We start from the raw sequence: 16,462 nt of genomic DNA, 5'->3' as shown, positions 1-16,462 counted from the left end.
GCTTTCTTGTAATTAAGAGAACCATGACCAAATATGGACTTCGTGCCAGGGTCTTCACCCTGACATTAGCACCGACACTGATTATTGGCCTGCTATTAAGCGCATTTTTTACCATGAGCCGTTATCGGGATCTCGAGCATCAGCTGATTTCGACCGGTGCCAGTATCGTCGAACCCCTTGCGATTTCAACCGAATACGGAATGACAGATAAGAACCGCGAAGCCGTTCGCCGTCTGATCAGCTATGCCCACCGCAAGCACTCGCAGATAGTCCGCAGCATTGCCGTTTTCGATGCCGACAACCAGCTGTTTGTCACCTCGAACTTCCACCGCAATTTTGAAACCCTGATGTATCCGGACGATCAGCCGATCCCGATGCTGCTTGATACCCGGCTCAACGAGAACTCACTGATCCTCCGCGCTCCGATATTGAGCGAAGGCCAGTTTTCCTCGATATCCGCACCGGGCTACCAGGCGGAGGCACTGGGCTATATTGCATTAGAGTTGGATCTGAGCGCCTTGCGCCTGCAACAATACCAGGAAGTCTTTACCGCCCTGATGGTACTTCTTCTCGGGCTGACATTGTCGTCCCTGTTTGCCTACCGTCTGATGAAAGATGTCACCCGACCAATTTCCCATATGGTCAGCGTGGTGGACAGGATCCGCCGCGGCCACCTTGATATCCGAATCGAAGGTGAGCTGCTTGGTGAGCTCGATACCCTGAAGAACGGTATCAACGCCATGGCCATCTCGCTGTCGGAATACCACATCGAAATGCAGCAGAGTATCGACCAGGCCACCTCGGATCTGCGCGAGACCCTGGAGCAGCTGGAGATCCAGAACGTCGAGCTGGATATTGCCAAAAAACGCGCCCAGGAAGCGGCCCGCGTGAAATCAGAGTTCCTGGCCAATATGTCGCACGAGCTGCGAACCCCGCTCAACGGGGTCATTGGCTTTACCCGCCAGATGCTGAAAACACGCCTCAGCACCAGCCAGCAGGATTACCTGCAGACCATCGAGAAATCAGCCAACAACCTGCTGACCATCATCAATGACATTCTCGACTTCTCGAAACTGGAAGCCGGTAAACTACTATTGGAAAATATCCCGTTCGACTTCACCGAATCGCTGGATGAAGTGATGAAACTGCTGGCGCCGAGCGCCCACGAGAAGGGACTTGAGCTGACACTGAAAGTCGACAACCGGATCCCGACCGGGCTGATCGGCGATCCGCTACGGATCCAGCAAGTACTGACCAACTTGATTGGCAACGCGGTGAAATTTACCGAGCGCGGCAATATCGATGTGTCGGTCGAACTCAAAACCGACCGCGACGAGAACATCGAGCTGCAGTTTATGGTGCGTGATACCGGGATCGGGATTTCCGAGCGCCAACAGGCGCAGTTGTTCCAGGCCTTCAGCCAGGCCGATGCCAGCATTTCCCGCCGCTACGGCGGTACCGGGCTGGGACTGGTGATCACCCAGAAACTGGTTACCCAGATGGGTGGCGAAATCAGCCTGACCAGCCGCCTTCACCAGGGGTCGACGTTCTGGTTCAGCCTGCGCTTGACCAAAACCGATCTGCCGGTCTCCCAGCCGATTGATACCTCGTCGCTGAGCGGCAAGAAACTACTGCTTATCGAGCCTAACATGCAGGCTGCCTCGGTGATCCAGCAGCGCCTGATCAAGGCAGGGATCCATGTTACCTACCGCTCGACGATGCCGGAAGATGCCGAGCATCACCACTTTGCCCTGCTCAACCTGACACCGGGCGAGCAGCCGCCGATCGCGAGCCTGCTGGATATGGTGTTCAAGGCCGAGCAACTGACCGACAAGGTGATGGTCTGCCTGCCGACCACCGAACTGGCCCTGTCCGAGCGCCTGGTCAATGCAGGGGTATCCGCCTGTCTGCCTAAACCTCTGGCACACCGCAAGCTACTGGAGACACTGGTCAGCGAACCTGACATGCTTTCCGAGCCGGCACCGCAGCTGTTGCCAGAGCCAAGCGAGAGCATCCAGCCACTAACAGTGATGGCCGTCGATGACAACCCGGCCAACCTTAAGCTGATTTCCGCCCTGCTCAGCGAGCGGGTCGAGACCGTGATCACCGCAACGGGCGGACGCAAAGCGGTGGAATATGCCCACCAGAAAGGCTTTGACCTGATCTTCATGGATATCCAGATGCCGGAAATGGACGGCGTCACGGCCTGTCAGGAGATCCACAAGACTGAACTGAACCACAATACCCCGGTTATCGCCGTCACGGCCCATGCCATGGCCGGTGAGCGCGAGCGCCTGATCAATGCCGGGATGGATGACTACCTGACCAAGCCAATCGAGGAGCATATCCTGCAGCAGATCCTGGCCAAGTGGACCCGTCCGCATGATGCCGACACCCATCTGCAGGCCAATGCAGAATCAATGTCCGAGCCGGAACCAGCACCGCCCGTCAACCACAATGTCAGCTGGGATTGGGATTTGGCGCTGAAACAGGCTGCCGGCAAGGAAGAGCTGGCTAAAGACATGCTGCAAATGCTGCTCGACTATATGCCGGAAGTCGAAATGCTGGTCAACGAAGCGCTGGACGGTAAGGATATCGAGCTTTGGCCGCCAATCCACAAGCTTCACGGCAGCTGTGCCTATAGTGGGGTGCCGAGGCTGAAAAACCTCTGCTACACCATTGAAACGGCCCTGAAAGCTGATGCGAAGACAGAAGATATCGAGCCGGAGCTGTTCGAGCTGATCGATGAAATGAATAACGTGGTGAAAGCGTCAAAAACGTATCGGCATTGACTATTAGAGACGTGAGCCTAGCTATGGGTTCTTAGAGGAAGCACTAAAAAGGAGAGCATTGGCTCTCCTTTATTTATTTTGGGTCCTGGGTCCTGCTGACAAGTTATCCGAACCTTAAACCGGGTCAAGCTTCTGATCTTCCTAGAGCCTACTTTTCCTAGGATCTACGATTCTAGGATCACCGTCGCGACCGCATACTTTTTTTCATCGGCAATTGTGAGGTGAACATGGTTCGCCCCCATTGCCTCGGCCAGCTCGGCTGCCTTGCCCGACAAGGTCAGAATAGGCTTGCCCCGCTCGTCATTGCTGACGGTAAAGTCGTGGAAGGTTACCCCGCAGGCAATCCCGGTCCCCAGCGCCTTGGAAGCTGCCTCCTTGACGGCGAACCGCTTGGCCAGATAGCGCCCCTTCAACTTCAGACTATGAAATATAGCCAGCTCGGAAGGCGACAGCACCCGCTCGGCAAACGCATCACCAGAGCGGGCAAAGACTTTTTCGACCCGCTCAATATCGGCAATATCAGTGCCAAGGCCCAAGATGGCCATTAACGACGGGCATCCAGCATTTCAACTTTCATATCGGCAACGGCTTTTTGCAGACCGTCGAATGCTGCACGACCAATGATTGAGTGGCCGATATTCAGTTCATAAAGCTCTGGCAGTGCCGCAATTGGCTTCACGTTGTGGTAAGTCAGGCCATGGCCGGCATTAACCTTGATACCCTGATCGTCAGCATAGCTGGCCGCCGCGGCAATTTTCTTCAGCTCATCCTGTTGCTCTTCTTCCGTTTCGGCATCGGCATAATGGCCGGTATGCAGTTCGATATACGGCGCTCCGCAGGCTACCGCCGCATCAATCTGCTCACGGTCAGCATCAATAAACAGGGATACTTTAATGCCAGCCTCAGTCAGCTTGGCAGTCGCAGCCTTGATTTTCTCCAGCTGACCGGCAACGTCCAGACCGCCTTCCGTTGTCAGCTCTTCACGCTTTTCCGGTACCAGGCAGACAAACTCTGGCTTGGTTTCCAGCGCAATCTTGACCATCTCGTCAGTCACGGCCATTTCCAGGTTCATACGGGTCTGGATGGTTTCGCGCAAAATTCGAACATCCCGATCATTGATATGGCGGCGGTCTTCACGCAGGTGAATAGTGATGCCGTCGGCACCCGCACGCTCGGCCACCTCTGCGGCATGCACCGGATCAGGGTATCGAGTACCTCGGGCGTTTCGCAGTGTTGCAATATGATCGATATTCACGCCGAGTAAGATGTTGTTCATTTTCCGGTACTCCTTCCTCTAGGGATAAACAATTCCCTGCTTTTTAATGGTTTTCCGCCAAGATACGGCTTTAATGCTATACGTGTAAAGCGTTTTGCAGCCCGGAGCTGGTCCGGGGTTTCAAAATGTCTCGCCGCAATGGCTTTTAGCTGGCTACCGGTAAACGACAGCTGGCCTTTCACCATCGAGGCAATAAAGCCGCGCTGCTCACGGTAGTTATAAGTCATGGTGTCTTCGACAGGCAGGCCGCTACCGGCACAGTGAAGAAAATCAATGCCGTAACCAAGATGATGCAGTAAGGCGAGTTCAAAACGCCGCAATGCCGGCTCTGGATTATCAGCCTGTGCCAGCTCCCGCAGCACATTCAGATAATCCAGAAACAACACCGGATAAGGCGTATCATTTTCCAGTACCCGGGCCAATACTTCGTTGACGTACATCGCAGAATACAGAATATAGCTGCGCATCGGCAACCCGATGCTGATCGGCTCGGCATGGGTCAGCACAGGCATCGAGCCCCGGCCTGACCATTTCATAAACAGCGGAGTGAAAGGCTGCAATGTGCCTTTGAGATTGGAGCGCTTGCGGCGCGCTCCCTTCGATAGGACAGTGACACGGCCTGATTCTTCACTGAATACATCAAGGATCAGGCTCGTCTCACTATAAGGACGAGTATGAAGGACAAAACAGCGCTGTAGTCCCTCCATGGTGTCCCTTACAGGTCGTCAATATAACCCAGGCTTCGCAGTGCACGTTCGTCATCTGCCCAGCCCGACTTCACTTTGACCCACAGTTCCAGGTATACCTTGCGCTCGAACAGCTCTTCCATATCAATACGGGCTTCACGGCCGATGACTTTCATCTTCTCACCATTTTTACCGATCACCATTTTCTTCTGGCCCTTACGCTCAACCAGAATCAAACCGTTGATATCAAAGCCATTGGTACGCGGATTATAATCAAAACGCTCGATTTCAACCGTCACGGAATACGGCAGCTCATCACCCAGGAAGCGCATCAGCTTCTCACGGATAATTTCCGACGCCATAAAGCGCTGGGAACGATCCGTCACATACTCTTCCGGGAAGTAGTACTCCCCCTCAGGCAGGTGCTCACGAACGATTTTTTCTACCGCGTCGACGTTAGTCCCGTGCTTGGCCGATACCGGCACGACATCCACGAACTCCATCTTGCGAGACAATTCTTCCAGGTGCGGGAACAGCTCGTGTTTGTCTTTGACGTTATCGACCTTGTTGAGCAATAGTACTGTCGGCAGCTCACTTTTAATCAGCTTATTCAGTACCATTTCATCATCGTCAGTCCACATCGTGCCATCAACCAGAAACAGAACCAGCTCGACATCCGTCAGCGAGCTGCTGGCCGCACGGTTCATCAGGCGGTTGATCGTACGTTTCTCTTCGATATGAAGTCCCGGCGTATCCACGTACACAGCCTGGTAACCGTCACGGGTATCAACCCCCATAATGCGGTGGCGCGTAGTCTGTGGCTTGCGCGAGGTGATTGACAGCTTCTGGCCAACCAGACGGTTCAATAGGGTCGATTTGCCGACATTCGGTCGACCGACAATGGCAATAAAGCCGCAATGTTGTTTATCTGTCATGATTCCAACTGCTTAAGCGCAATTTCTGCTGCTGCCTGCTCTGCCTTGCGCCGACTGCCGCCCTTACCGATAACAGGCTTATCCAGGCCCGTCACTTCACACTGTACCGTGAACTCTTGATTGTGAGCCTCACCGTGTACCTTAGTTACAGTATATGCTGGAAGCGGCAAGCGACGCCCCTGCAGACACTCTTGCAGACGTGTCTTCGGATCTTTCTGGTTAATACCCGGTTTGATGGTATCCAAACGCGACTGATACCAGTCCAGCACGATCTTGCGAACCACTTCGATATCGCTGTCGAGGTAGATGGCACCGATAATCGCTTCCACGCAGTCAGCCAGAATGGAATCACGACGGAAACCACCACTCTTGAGCTCGCCCGGACCAAGCAGCAAGTGATCACCCAGATCAAACTCACGACCAAGCTCAGCCAGGGTCTTGCCACGGACCAGAGTGGCACGCATGCGGCTCATGTCACCTTCATCCACATTCGGGAAACGGTGGTAGAGATCATCTGCGATAACGAAACTCAGGATTGAGTCACCCAGAAACTCCAGGCGTTCGTTATGCGTCCCGTTGGCACTGCGATGTGTCAGTGCCAGGGTCATTAAATCAATATTCTTAAATTGGTAACCCAGCTTACGCTGAAGTCTATTTGCAGGAGATGTCATTTTATCCCGATCAGTTTATGCCACCGATGCGACTAAAGCGCACACCGGTAGGAATCCAAGATGGAAGTGCACTATCAGCACCTCGTTCAAACTCAAAGCTGATCCAGATCCCGACCGCCTTGCCAACCAGGTTGGCTTCAGGCACAAAGCCCCAATAACGGCTATCTGCACTGTTGTCGCGGTTATCACCCATAACGAAGTACTGTCCTTCAGGTACAACCCACTCGCTGACACCCGGGCGCGGCTGGTATGCCAGCGTGCGGTCACGCTTCAGTGGATGCACCAGGATCTGATGTTCATGCTCACCCAGCTTTTCGTTAAATTGAACCAAACGCGTCATGCCCTGGCTAAACTCGCTGTCCGTCATATTTTCCAGCGGCACCGGCTTACACTCGGTAGCCCCTTTGGGTGCAACACAAATCTGTTTGTGAGCACTATAACGCACCGTGTCGCCCGGCATACCGACTACGCGCTTGATGTAGTCAATTTGAGGTTGAGGCGGAAACTTAAAGACCACAATATCACCACGCTCCGGCTCACCCGTTTCAACCAGCTTGTGACGGAAAACAGGATCTCGGAGACCGTAGGCATATTTCTCAACCAGGATGAAGTCGCCAACAAGCAATGTCGGCATCATCGAACCGGATGGGATCTGGAACGGCTCATAAATAAAAGAGCGAAATACCATAATTAGCGCAATCACCGGAAACATCGAGCTGGCTGATTCCACCCAGCTCGGTTGCGGTGCTACGGCTTGCAGGGTTTTAGCATCGACTTGATCGCCGGCATTTGCGGCGGCAGCTTCAATTTTCAATTGGCGCTTCGGCGCCCAGATAAATTTATCCAATGCCCAAATGATCCCGGTTACCAGCGTCGCCAGAACCAGAATTAGCGAAAAAGTATTAGCCATTTTAATCCCTAATAAATGTAACAGTGCAGCAAGAAACTCTTGCTGCACTGCTCATTGACACTTGCTTCAGAACACCGGAGTTGCCTCCGGCCATTGGTATGCTTTCTGAGGCAATGACAATGAGTAAAGTAGTTACTTACTTGTCTTTACCTACATGCAGAATCGCCAGGAACGCTTCCTGAGGCAGCTCGACGTTACCGATCTGCTTCATACGCTTCTTACCTTCTTTCTGCTTCTGTAGCAGTTTCTTCTTACGACTGATATCACCACCGTAACATTTCGCGATTACGTTTTTACGTAACTGCTTAACCGTTGCACGGGCAATGATCATACCGCCAATGGCTGCCTGAATCGCAATGTCGAACATTTGACGAGGAATAAATTCTTTCATCTTGTCGACTAAATCACGACCACGGCCATGAGCGTTGTCTTTGTGCGTAATGATAGCTAGCGCATCAACACGCTCGCCATTGATCATGACGTCAACACGTACCATGTTCGACGCTTCGTAACGCTGGAAGTTGTAATCCAGAGATGCATAACCACGCGAGGTTGACTTCAGACGGTCGAAGAAATCCAGTACCACTTCGGACATCGGAATATCGTAAGTCAATGCCACTTGGTTACCGTGGTAAACCATATCCACCTGTACACCACGCTTTTCGATACACAGGGTAATAACGTTACCAAGGTACTCAGACGGTACAAGGATATTACAGCGAGCAATTGGCTCACCGATGGTTTCGATATCGTTCACTGCTGGCAGCTTAGACGGGCTATCGACGTAAATCGTTTCGCCGTCAGTTTTCTCGACTTCATATACTACGGTTGGTGCCGTGGTAATTAGCGCGAGGTTATATTCACGTTCCAGACGTTCCTGGATGATCTCCATATGGAGCATACCCAGGAAGCCACAACGAAAACCAAAACCCAGTGCCGCCGAGCTTTCTGGCTCGTAGAATAGAGAGGCATCGTTCAGGCTTAGTTTGCCCAGTGCATCACGGAAGTTCTCGTAGTCATCTGAAGAGACAGGGAACAAACCCGCATAAACCTGAGGCTTCACTTTTTGGAAGCCCGGTAAAGGCTCTTCACAACCGCCTTTCGATAGCGTGATGGTATCACCCACAGGTGCACCGAGGATGTCTTTGATACCACAAACAACCCAACCCACTTCGCCGGTATTTAGCTCTGGTGTATCAATTTGTTTTGGTGTGAAGATACCAAGACGGTCAATGCCCCAGACCTGACCAGTACTCATCATTTTTATCTTGGCATTTTTCTTCAGTGAGCCGTTTTTCACTCGAACCAAAGAAACAACACCCAGGTAATTATCAAACCATGAGTCAATAATCAGTGCCTGTAACGGCGCGTCAGGATCACCTTCCGGTGCAGGAATCGCAGTAACGATGTTTTCAAGAACATCTTCGACACCCAGACCCGTTTTCGCCGAACAGCGTGTCGCTTCCAGTGCGTCGATACCGACGATTTCTTCAATTTCTTCTGATACACGCTCAGGATCGGCAGCCGGCAGGTCGATTTTGTTCAAAATCGGCACTACCTCCAAATCCATTTCCATTGCTGTATAGCAGTTGGCCAGCGTCTGGGCTTCTACCCCCTGACCGGCATCGACCACCAGCAGCGCACCTTCACAGGCTGCCAGAGAACGTGAAACTTCGTAAGAGAAGTCGACGTGTCCCGGGGTGTCGATAAAGTTAAGCTGATAAGTCTCACCATCTTTCGCCTTATAGTCGAGCGTCACGCTCTGGGCTTTGATGGTGATACCGCGTTCGCGTTCAAGGTCCATGGAATCCAGAACCTGCGCTTCCATCTCACGATCGGAAAGGCCGCCGCAGACTTGGATTAGACGGTCAGATAGGGTCGACTTACCATGGTCGATATGTGCAATAATCGAAAAGTTACGAATGTGCTTCATGAATTGGCGTGACTAACTCGTGATTAAAAATGAATGGGATCTACAGATCAAGTTGACAGATTCTACCGAATTTAACGGCTAGTCGCTATCTTTCGATGCGGCATTTATTGTACTGCCGGCAGATATGGGGTTGCCCAACACCCGAATCAGGTTCGGTTTATAGGCCGAATTACCTTCCAGACGCTTGGCCAGACGACGTGCCAGCAACAAGCCCGCGGCCGCACTCAACACTGCTGTCAGGATCACTCCCAGCTCACCACCACCGGCCAATTCAACAAACCACCATTGCCCGAATGCTGCTCCCAGAACTAAGGATAGCAAAGGTAGCACATAAACCAGTACTGCCGAATGCAACATACTTTGTTCGGGCAAGCCAATTTCGACGACTTCGCCAACCGATACCCGAGTCCGGGTCGCTATTTGTACCCGATGACTACGCCCCGGGACCGCCTTGCTGACGATACCGGTTCCGCAGCTATCTCGTGACGCACAGTGACCACAACTGGTCTGCTGCTGACAGGTCACCGTAATGACACCGGGGCCGACGGCTACTACCGTCGCCAATGAGCGCATCATGGCGTCGTTTCTCCTGCAGCATTGGTCTTGCCGGTCAGAAACGCGACTGACTCGGCTACACGACGGGCTGTTGCCGGTGGAATATCGCCAACCACAGTCACTTCTTTATCCTTAAGCAGGTAGCTATGCAGGGTTCTGCGCCCCTGACGTACCAGCTGCTCCCTGACAGTAAAGCTGTCGGCAGACGAGACATAGATAGAAAAGCTAAACAGGCCATCACTGTACATTTTACTTTCGACCGGACGCTCGGTCATCATCAGGCGATGACGGTTACGGGATACCGATTCAAACCCCTGAGGCAGCCAGTTGGCATGCCAGCTCAGCTCCGCCTGAGGCTGCGGAGGCAATTTGACCACCGCTGGCAACTCGACGGTTTTCAGGCTTCTCAATACATCCCCGACTTTCGGGTTCACGACATAGGAGACGGCACGATACTGCTCAAGCGGCTCGCCGTCGCGATCCAGCAGATCGGCCCGCATTACCAGCTTGCTCCGGGTATCAACCCATATCAGATAGGAATAGCGCGCCCCGTCTTTCGGTGCGATACGAACAACATCACAGGCAACCCCCGCTTCCCGGGCCCGCCCCATTGAAATGAAGTCATAGAACTGTGCCAGCTCCTCGATATCTGACTTCATGATCGGCGGCAGAGGCGCAACCATCTTGTTGCTGTTGATGGTGAACGGATCGAGACCCGGTTCAAAATAGCTCACCTCGCTGCCCCGCTGGATAACCTCTCGCGGTGGACCGCTCAGGTAAACCAGGTGCGCGTATGTCTCGCCGTCTTCAAAGGTATGGCGATAACGTAACGGCTCAATACTGTTTTTCTTGATAAGTATGTACGACAGCTCATAGCTGAGCCCACGGCTAGCCTCATCCATTTGATGCAACAAAGCCTCTGCAGAAGAAACTGAGTCTTCCGCAGAGGCTTGCAATGGCATCATAAGGCTGACCAGTGTCACTACACCGACCAGAATCTTTCTCATTTATCCGCCAGATCAGTTTGTTTCTAACAAAGTTTTATCAATACTGCCGTCTTCGGCATTCAAACGCAGCTGGAGTTCATAATCCTGAAGCATCGCATTAATACGGCGTCGCTGCTCCATCACCTGGGCTTCACTCGGCGCGGCATGGCTATTACTGCGCACAGAATCTCGGGTCAGACTAACAGGTTCGGCCGTACCGGCAAAAGGAATGGTCTGTAGTACCGGGATCTGTGAATCAGCAGGGTTGCTGACGACGCCATCGTCACCACCGTTGTACTGCTGAACACCAACAATCACTGCCAAAGAGACACAGGCCGCGACAGCCACCTGGCCAAACTGAGTCAACCAGGCTGGCAGGGTGCGTTTTGCCTGTTGCGGTGTCGGTTGTGGCTCGACGGTCTCACGTACCGTAGCAAGCTGAACCACTTGCGCTGGCTCTGATACGCCAGTATGGGCCGGCTCATTTTCCAACGCCATTGCCACACTCGCAGCAATATCCCAATCCTTGTTTTGCGGTGCTTCCCCCCGCATTACATCACCGATCAGATTGAAGTGCTGCCAAGTTTGCTGGCTGTCATCATCAACGGCCAAGGCATTAATAATGCTCTGATCCAGTTCTTCACCATCTAATAGTGCCGAAATCTTTTGTTTATCAGCCATTTTTTTCACCGTATTGGCTTAACATTTATCGCTGCATTAGAGGACGAATCCGTTTTTCGACCGCCTCTCGTGCACGGAAAATACGTGATCTTACCGTACCAACCGGACATCCCATGACTTCTGCAATTTCTTCATAGCTCAAACCTTCCAGCTCGCGCAATGTGATTGCGGTTTTGAGATCATCCGGTAATGCTTCAATGGTACTAAAGACTACCCGCTTCAATTCATCTGACAACATTTGGTTCTCAGGGTTCGATATTTCTTTCAAGGCATTTCCACTTTCGTAGTATTCAGCCTCTTCAGCATCGACATCTGACGCCGGCGGACGGCGTCCCTGGGCAACCAAATAGTTTTTCGCCGTGTTGACGGCAATTCGGTACAGCCATGTATAAAACGCACTTTCCCCACGAAATGTCGGCAAAGCACGATACGCTTTTATGAACGCTTCCTGAGCGACATCCGGCACGTCACCGGAGTTGCTGACATATCGGGCAACCAGGCTACATACCTTATTCTGGTATTTAACCACCAACAGGTTAAATGCCTGCTTGTCACCACGCTGTACCCGCTCAATTAATACCTGATCAGTTTGCTGCTCGCTCATTCGAGCGTGTACTCCTATATCCGTCTTTCACTCGTGATTTCTAACTCGCCTGCCAACTGCCGGGTCCAACGTCCCAAATCATAAGGCCTAAGCCTGGACGCGCTTTGTTACAACAGTATAAAGCTCAGTCAAAACAGGGTCGTATGAAAAATATGAGCATGAGCACTATCTAAGACTCGGCGATAAAAGCAAAGTTCCCCGTGCGAAAGAAATAATTTCTCATTAATAGTGCGCGATTTTTTATCCGCAATGAAGCAGTATACCCAAGCTACCTCAAGATGCTCGTTTCAGCGAGAATTACTTGGCTTGTAGGCTAGGCACCGATTAGAAAATCTAGTGGCTCTAAATTAATAATCGGTAACACCGCATAGAAGCCAAGTAAACTCGCCCTCTGGGAGTGAGCCAGCGAACTCATTTCTGTGTCAAATAACGTTGAAAGGGAATACCATTCCTACCGTCATTTTCCTTGAACTGAGCTCGCTGGTCTCACTCTGAACCCTGCATCTTGAGGTAGCTTGGGTATATAACAATTGCTATTAACTCAACATTATACCGCGTCAAGACGATAAGTGGTTAACTAACAGTCAAAAATGACCAATTGAGATGGAATTTGGTAACATAGAGTGATTACCACAGGGATATGATATCGATATGAATGAAAACCGTGAACATCAATGCGATGTACTAGTCATTGGTAGTGGCGCTGCCGGACTATCGCTGGCATTGCGCTTAGCGCCACTAGGGAAAGTCATGGTCCTGAGCAAGGGGCCACGCAGCGAAGGCGCCACCTATTATGCTCAGGGCGGAATTGCAGCCGTCTTTGACGAATCGGACAGTGTTGAATCTCATGTCGAGGACACCCAGGTTGCCGGTGCACACCTGTGCGATGAAGAGGTCGTTCGCTTCATTGCCGAAAATGCCAAGCACTGTGTCCAGTGGCTGATCGACGGCGGGGTACCGTTCGACCGCGAGGAAAGCGACAGTGACGATGCACCTCGCTATCACCTGACCCGCGAGGGCGGCCACAGCCACCGCCGGATCCTGCATGCTGCAGACGCAACCGGTATGGCAGTACAAAACTCACTGCAAGACAATGTTCACAACCACCCGAATATCGAGGTGCTGGAGCGTCACAATGCGCTGGACTTGATCACCAACCAGAAGTTAGGCCGTAGCGACGAGCCAAACCGGGTGCTGGGCGCCTACATCTGGAACCGTAACCAGGAAGTGGTCGAAACCGTCCGGGCCAAATTCGTCGTACTGGCAACAGGCGGTGCCTCGAAGGTCTACCAGTACACCTCGAACCCCGATGTGTCCTCCGGTGACGGTATTGCCATGGCCTGGCGGGCAGGTTGCCGGGTTGCCAACCTCGAATTCAACCAGTTCCACCCGACGTGCCTGTTCCACCCGGAAGCGCGAAACTTTCTGCTGACCGAGGCCCTGCGAGGCGAAGGAGCCTATCTGCGCCGTCCTGACGGCAGCCGCTTTATGAAGGATTTCGACGAGCGCGCCGAACTAGCCCCCCGTGATGTCGTGGCCCGTGCCATCGATTTTGAAATGAAGCGCCTGGGTGCAGACTGCATGTACCTGGATATCAGCCACAAGCCGGCCGACTTTGTCCAGAAGCACTTCCCGACAATCTACGAGAAGCTGTTGGGATTCGGTATCGATATCACCAAAGAGCCGATCCCGATTGTCCCGGCTGCCCACTATACCTGTGGCGGCGTTATCGTCGACAAGGAAGGGCGCACGGATCTCGATGGCCTCTACGCCATCGGTGAAGTCAGCTATACCGGCCTGCACGGTGCCAACCGCATGGCATCGAACTCGCTGCTGGAGTGCGTAGTCTATGCCTGGGCGGCTGCCGAGAGCATTACGCAAGAGCTTGAGCACGTCAGCCTGCCCGCAAGCCTACCAAGCTGGGACGAAAGCCAGGTTAACTGCTCAGACGAAGAAGTCGTGATCCAGCACAACTGGCATGAGCTTCGCCTGTTCATGTGGGATTATGTCGGTATCGTACGAACCACCAAGCGTCTCGAACGTGCCATGCGCCGTATCCAGTTGCTCAACGAAGAAGTGAACGAGTACTACAGCAACTTCAGGGTCTCCAATAACCTGCTAGAGCTACGTAACCTGCTTCAGGTTGCCGAGCTGATGGTGCGTTGCGCACTGGAGCGAAAAGAGAGCCTCGGCCTGCATTATAATCTCGATTTCCCGGAACAACAGGAAAGCTCGCAACCAACCGTCCTCACCCCGGATCAGCCGTGTTGAGGGGCTAGTTCCTAGGGCCGGTACTTAATTCGAGATAAAAAAAGCGAGTGGTGAAAACCTCTCGCTTTTTTGTGGTCCGGGTTCCAAAAGCCTAAGAGAAGTATCAAACTTTTGCTCTCCCTAGGGCCTACTTTTCCCGTTCTATCTAGGATCTAGGTTCCAGGATCTTGCTCCTGTTATTAAACCTTAAATTCCGCAATAGCCTCATCAAGCGAAGAAGCCTGATTAGCTACCGCATTGGCAGCCAGGGCGTTTTCATGGGCCACTGAGGAGTTAAGATTGGTAATATCACGGATCGAGGTGACATTCTGGCCAATTTCATCTGACACCAGGCTTTGCTGCTCGACCGCGGCTGCAATCTGGGTACTGGTATCCATGATCAGCTGCATATCACTCATGATCTGGCTGATCCTCACTTCTGCGCTGTCAGCCTGAGTTACACTCAAATCCCCCTGCTCCCGGCAGCGGCCGATATGGACCACCACCTGATCAGTCTGCTCCTGCAACGAAGCAATGATCGTCGTGATTTCCTCCGTCGACTGACGGGTACGCAGCGCCAGTGAGCGCACCTCGTCGGCAACAACGGCAAAGCCCCGTCCCTGTTCGCCTGCCCGTGCCGCTTCAATCGCTGCATTCAATGCCAGCAGGTTAGTCTGCTCGGCAATGGCCTTAATCACATCCAATACGGAGCCAATATTCTCCGACAGCGTTGACAAGCTGGCTACCTCATCGCTGGTTTGCGAAAGATCTTCAGACAGAGTACGAATACGCTCTTTGGTTGCAATCACCTCATTCAGGCCTTCCTGCGCCCCGTTATAGCTCTGGTCGGCATTGGCTGCCGCATTCTCGGTATTCGAGGCTATTTCGCGGATCGTTACCCCCATTTCGGTGATCGCGGTTGCCACTGAGTCCGTTTCAGACTGCTGCTGCTCCATCGCCTTTTCCGACTCCTGGCTACGACTCTGAAGCTGTTCTGATGCAGCACCCAGCTCGGTCACGGCTCCCTGCACATTACCTACCAGATTACGCAAGCTTGCCAACAGGCCGTTAAAGTTCGTCGCCATTTCACCAAGCTCATCATTACCGCTCTCATCGGCGATTTGGGTAAGATCGTTGCTCGCCGCAATATTCGCCATCAACTGACTCAGTGTCTGCACCCTACGCTGGATCGACTGACTGATAAACCATGACAGGCTGACCAATGCGATAATCACCACCAACACAGCAGCTATGGTTAGCTGGCTGATCAAGCTCCGCTCAGCAGCAACCTTTTCTTCAAGCTGCTGGACAACCTCTGAAAAGACTTCCTCAACCATATGGGATTGCTTACGAATTTCTCCTCGCAACCCGAGGTTATGGTTTAAGCCTATTGTTTTCTGCTGGGTAATGATTTTTTCAGTCGTATCGGCAAAGCGGGTATAGACAGGCCCAAAATCGTCGGCTAGCTTTTGGCTATAGCGGGCAGAAGCTGCCTGATAGTCCTCGAGATATTCCTTTTTACCCGTCACAAGAAATAGCTTGGCTGCCTCCTCAAGACTATAGGCTTCCAAAATGTCTCGATCCTGATCGCTGGCGGCATTAACCAGTTGCTCTGAAGATTCAAAAAACTCACGGAACAGGCCATCAGAAGACGTTAGTCCAAGCTGCTGATAGCCCTTGATCAGGGCCATCATTCCTACCTGGTAGTTCTGCATCGCACCCGGCAAGGTTTCAAGGCTCGGAATAGCAATAGACAACGACGCTAAGTCGCCTTTCAACACAGTCAGCTGAGATTGAAAGGAATCATAGTTTTTCTGGAACTTGCCCTGATACTTCATATCCATCCGCATCAGGAAATCTTTCTCGTTACGGCGCAAGTTAAGCAAAATCACCTCTAGCTGGCTAACTGCCGCACTAGAGTCATTGATCTTCATCACCCGCTCATTTGCCTTCCAGGTCATTCCCAATACAGCCAATAGAGCGACAACCGCCAGAGCGGTAAGTCCTAATAATTTATATTTAATTTTCATTTCTACATCGTCCTTGCCTAATCACCTGCGCCAGGTATGGGCAGATAACCGTGTTTCGGCAGTGCTATTACGAAAAAGATATCGGCCCTGAAGGCAATACCTTTAGGGAATGAAGGTTATGGCGAATGGTCACAAAGCGCAAAACAAGGAATA

General features: G+C 52.3%; 14 protein-coding genes. 2 read left to right on the top strand and 12 right to left on the bottom strand.

Translation table 11 applies throughout. The features are described 5' to 3' along the window. Positions 1 to 23 precede the first annotated feature (23 nt). Positions 24 to 2,792, top strand: coding sequence for a two-component sensor histidine kinase BarA (gene barA, locus L4D19_RS21380; protein ID WP_428454156.1), 2,769 nt, complete (start codon positions 24 to 26; stop codon positions 2,790 to 2,792). A 164-nt stretch (positions 2,793 to 2,956) separates the two neighbouring features. Here barA and acpS read toward each other — a convergent pair whose 3' ends face one another. The 11 genes from acpS to rpoE form a co-directional block, all read right to left on the bottom strand. Continuing rightward, entirely contained in the window at positions 2,957 to 3,337 is a 381-nt protein-coding gene (gene acpS, locus L4D19_RS21375) for a holo-ACP synthase (protein WP_428454155.1), read from the bottom strand. Next, positions 3,337 to 4,068 carry a pyridoxine 5'-phosphate synthase gene (gene pdxJ, locus L4D19_RS21370; protein WP_428454154.1) on the bottom strand — a complete coding sequence of 244 codons (732 nt, stop codon included), beginning with the start codon at positions 4,066 to 4,068 and terminating at the stop codon, positions 3,337 to 3,339. Before pdxJ ends, acpS begins: the two co-directional genes overlap by 1 nt. Beyond that, a complete protein-coding gene (gene recO / locus L4D19_RS21365) occupies positions 4,065 to 4,775 on the bottom strand; it encodes a DNA repair protein RecO (RefSeq protein ID WP_075763102.1) in 711 nt (236 codons plus the stop codon). The genes pdxJ and recO overlap by 4 nt, the downstream gene beginning before the upstream one ends. A gap of 8 nt (positions 4,776 to 4,783) precedes the next feature. Continuing rightward, on the bottom strand, positions 4,784 to 5,689 hold the full coding sequence (era, locus tag L4D19_RS21360) for a GTPase Era (protein ID WP_160654179.1): 906 nt from the start codon (positions 5,687 to 5,689) through the stop codon (positions 4,784 to 4,786). Continuing rightward, positions 5,686 to 6,360 carry a ribonuclease III gene (gene rnc / locus L4D19_RS21355; protein WP_075763104.1) on the bottom strand — a complete coding sequence of 225 codons (675 nt, stop codon included), beginning with the start codon at positions 6,358 to 6,360 and terminating at the stop codon, positions 5,686 to 5,688. Before rnc ends, era begins: the two co-directional genes overlap by 4 nt. Positions 6,361 to 6,370: 10 nt before the next feature. Then, positions 6,371 to 7,270, bottom strand: coding sequence for a signal peptidase I (lepB, locus tag L4D19_RS21350; protein WP_075763105.1), 900 nt, complete (start codon positions 7,268 to 7,270; stop codon positions 6,371 to 6,373). Positions 7,271 to 7,406: 136 nt separating this feature from the next. Further along, complete coding sequence (lepA, locus tag L4D19_RS21345) at positions 7,407 to 9,203, bottom strand: translation elongation factor 4 (protein ID WP_160654182.1); 1,797 nt, start codon at positions 9,201 to 9,203, stop codon at positions 7,407 to 7,409. A gap of 78 nt (positions 9,204 to 9,281) precedes the next feature. Next, entirely contained in the window at positions 9,282 to 9,779 is a 498-nt protein-coding gene (locus tag L4D19_RS21340) for a SoxR reducing system RseC family protein (protein WP_428454153.1), read from the bottom strand. Further along, on the bottom strand, positions 9,776 to 10,765 hold the full coding sequence (rseB, locus tag L4D19_RS21335) for a sigma-E factor regulatory protein RseB (protein ID WP_428454152.1): 990 nt from the start codon (positions 10,763 to 10,765) through the stop codon (positions 9,776 to 9,778). Before rseB ends, L4D19_RS21340 begins: the two co-directional genes overlap by 4 nt. Positions 10,766 to 10,777: 12 nt before the next feature. Further along, complete coding sequence (locus L4D19_RS21330; protein ID WP_428454151.1) at positions 10,778 to 11,425, bottom strand: RseA family anti-sigma factor; 648 nt, start codon at positions 11,423 to 11,425, stop codon at positions 10,778 to 10,780. Between the two features lie 25 nt (positions 11,426 to 11,450). After that, positions 11,451 to 12,029, bottom strand: coding sequence for an RNA polymerase sigma factor RpoE (gene rpoE / locus L4D19_RS21325; protein WP_075763110.1), 579 nt, complete (start codon positions 12,027 to 12,029; stop codon positions 11,451 to 11,453). 651 nt (positions 12,030 to 12,680) lie between these two features. On the opposite strand from rpoE, the gene nadB reads away from it, so the two are divergent. Next, positions 12,681 to 14,300 carry an L-aspartate oxidase gene (nadB, locus tag L4D19_RS21320; RefSeq protein ID WP_428454150.1) on the top strand — a complete coding sequence of 540 codons (1,620 nt, stop codon included), beginning with the start codon at positions 12,681 to 12,683 and terminating at the stop codon, positions 14,298 to 14,300. A gap of 179 nt (positions 14,301 to 14,479) precedes the next feature. Here nadB and L4D19_RS21315 read toward each other — a convergent pair whose 3' ends face one another. Further along, complete coding sequence (locus tag L4D19_RS21315; protein WP_428454149.1) at positions 14,480 to 16,309, bottom strand: methyl-accepting chemotaxis protein; 1,830 nt, start codon at positions 16,307 to 16,309, stop codon at positions 14,480 to 14,482. Positions 16,310 to 16,462 lie beyond the last annotated feature (153 nt).

The sequence above is a fragment of the Photobacterium kasasachensis genome (assembly GCF_050336885.1).
Classification (GTDB): Bacteria; Pseudomonadota; Gammaproteobacteria; order Enterobacterales; family Vibrionaceae; genus Photobacterium; species Photobacterium kasasachensis.
The sequence above is the reverse complement of the archived record's forward strand: the minus strand, read 5'-3'. Positions and strand labels throughout refer to the sequence as shown.

What these genes read in the sequence shown, in the direction of transcription:
- lepA (WP_160654182.1), bottom strand. Translation starts at nt 9,203, where the DNA reads ATGAAGCACATTCGTAACTTTTCGATTATTGCACATATCGACCATGGT.
- pdxJ (WP_428454154.1), bottom strand. Translation starts at nt 4,068, where the DNA reads ATGAACAACATCTTACTCGGCGTGAATATCGATCATATTGCAACACTG.
- era (WP_160654179.1), bottom strand. Translation starts at nt 5,689, where the DNA reads ATGACAGATAAACAACATTGCGGCTTTATTGCCATTGTCGGTCGACCG.
- barA (WP_428454156.1), top strand. Translation starts at nt 24, where the DNA reads ATGACCAAATATGGACTTCGTGCCAGGGTCTTCACCCTGACATTAGCA.
- recO (WP_075763102.1), bottom strand. Translation starts at nt 4,775, where the DNA reads ATGGAGGGACTACAGCGCTGTTTTGTCCTTCATACTCGTCCTTATAGT.
- rpoE (WP_075763110.1), bottom strand. Translation starts at nt 12,029, where the DNA reads ATGAGCGAGCAGCAAACTGATCAGGTATTAATTGAGCGGGTACAGCGT.
- rnc (WP_075763104.1), bottom strand. Translation starts at nt 6,360, where the DNA reads ATGACATCTCCTGCAAATAGACTTCAGCGTAAGCTGGGTTACCAATTT.
- rseB (WP_428454152.1), bottom strand. Translation starts at nt 10,765, where the DNA reads ATGAGAAAGATTCTGGTCGGTGTAGTGACACTGGTCAGCCTTATGATG.
- L4D19_RS21315 (WP_428454149.1), bottom strand. Translation starts at nt 16,309, where the DNA reads ATGAAAATTAAATATAAATTATTAGGACTTACCGCTCTGGCGGTTGTC.
- L4D19_RS21340 (WP_428454153.1), bottom strand. Translation starts at nt 9,779, where the DNA reads ATGATGCGCTCATTGGCGACGGTAGTAGCCGTCGGCCCCGGTGTCATT.
- L4D19_RS21330 (WP_428454151.1), bottom strand. Translation starts at nt 11,425, where the DNA reads ATGGCTGATAAACAAAAGATTTCGGCACTATTAGATGGTGAAGAACTG.
- nadB (WP_428454150.1), top strand. Translation starts at nt 12,681, where the DNA reads ATGAATGAAAACCGTGAACATCAATGCGATGTACTAGTCATTGGTAGT.
- acpS (WP_428454155.1), bottom strand. Translation starts at nt 3,337, where the DNA reads ATGGCCATCTTGGGCCTTGGCACTGATATTGCCGATATTGAGCGGGTC.
- lepB (WP_075763105.1), bottom strand. Translation starts at nt 7,270, where the DNA reads ATGGCTAATACTTTTTCGCTAATTCTGGTTCTGGCGACGCTGGTAACC.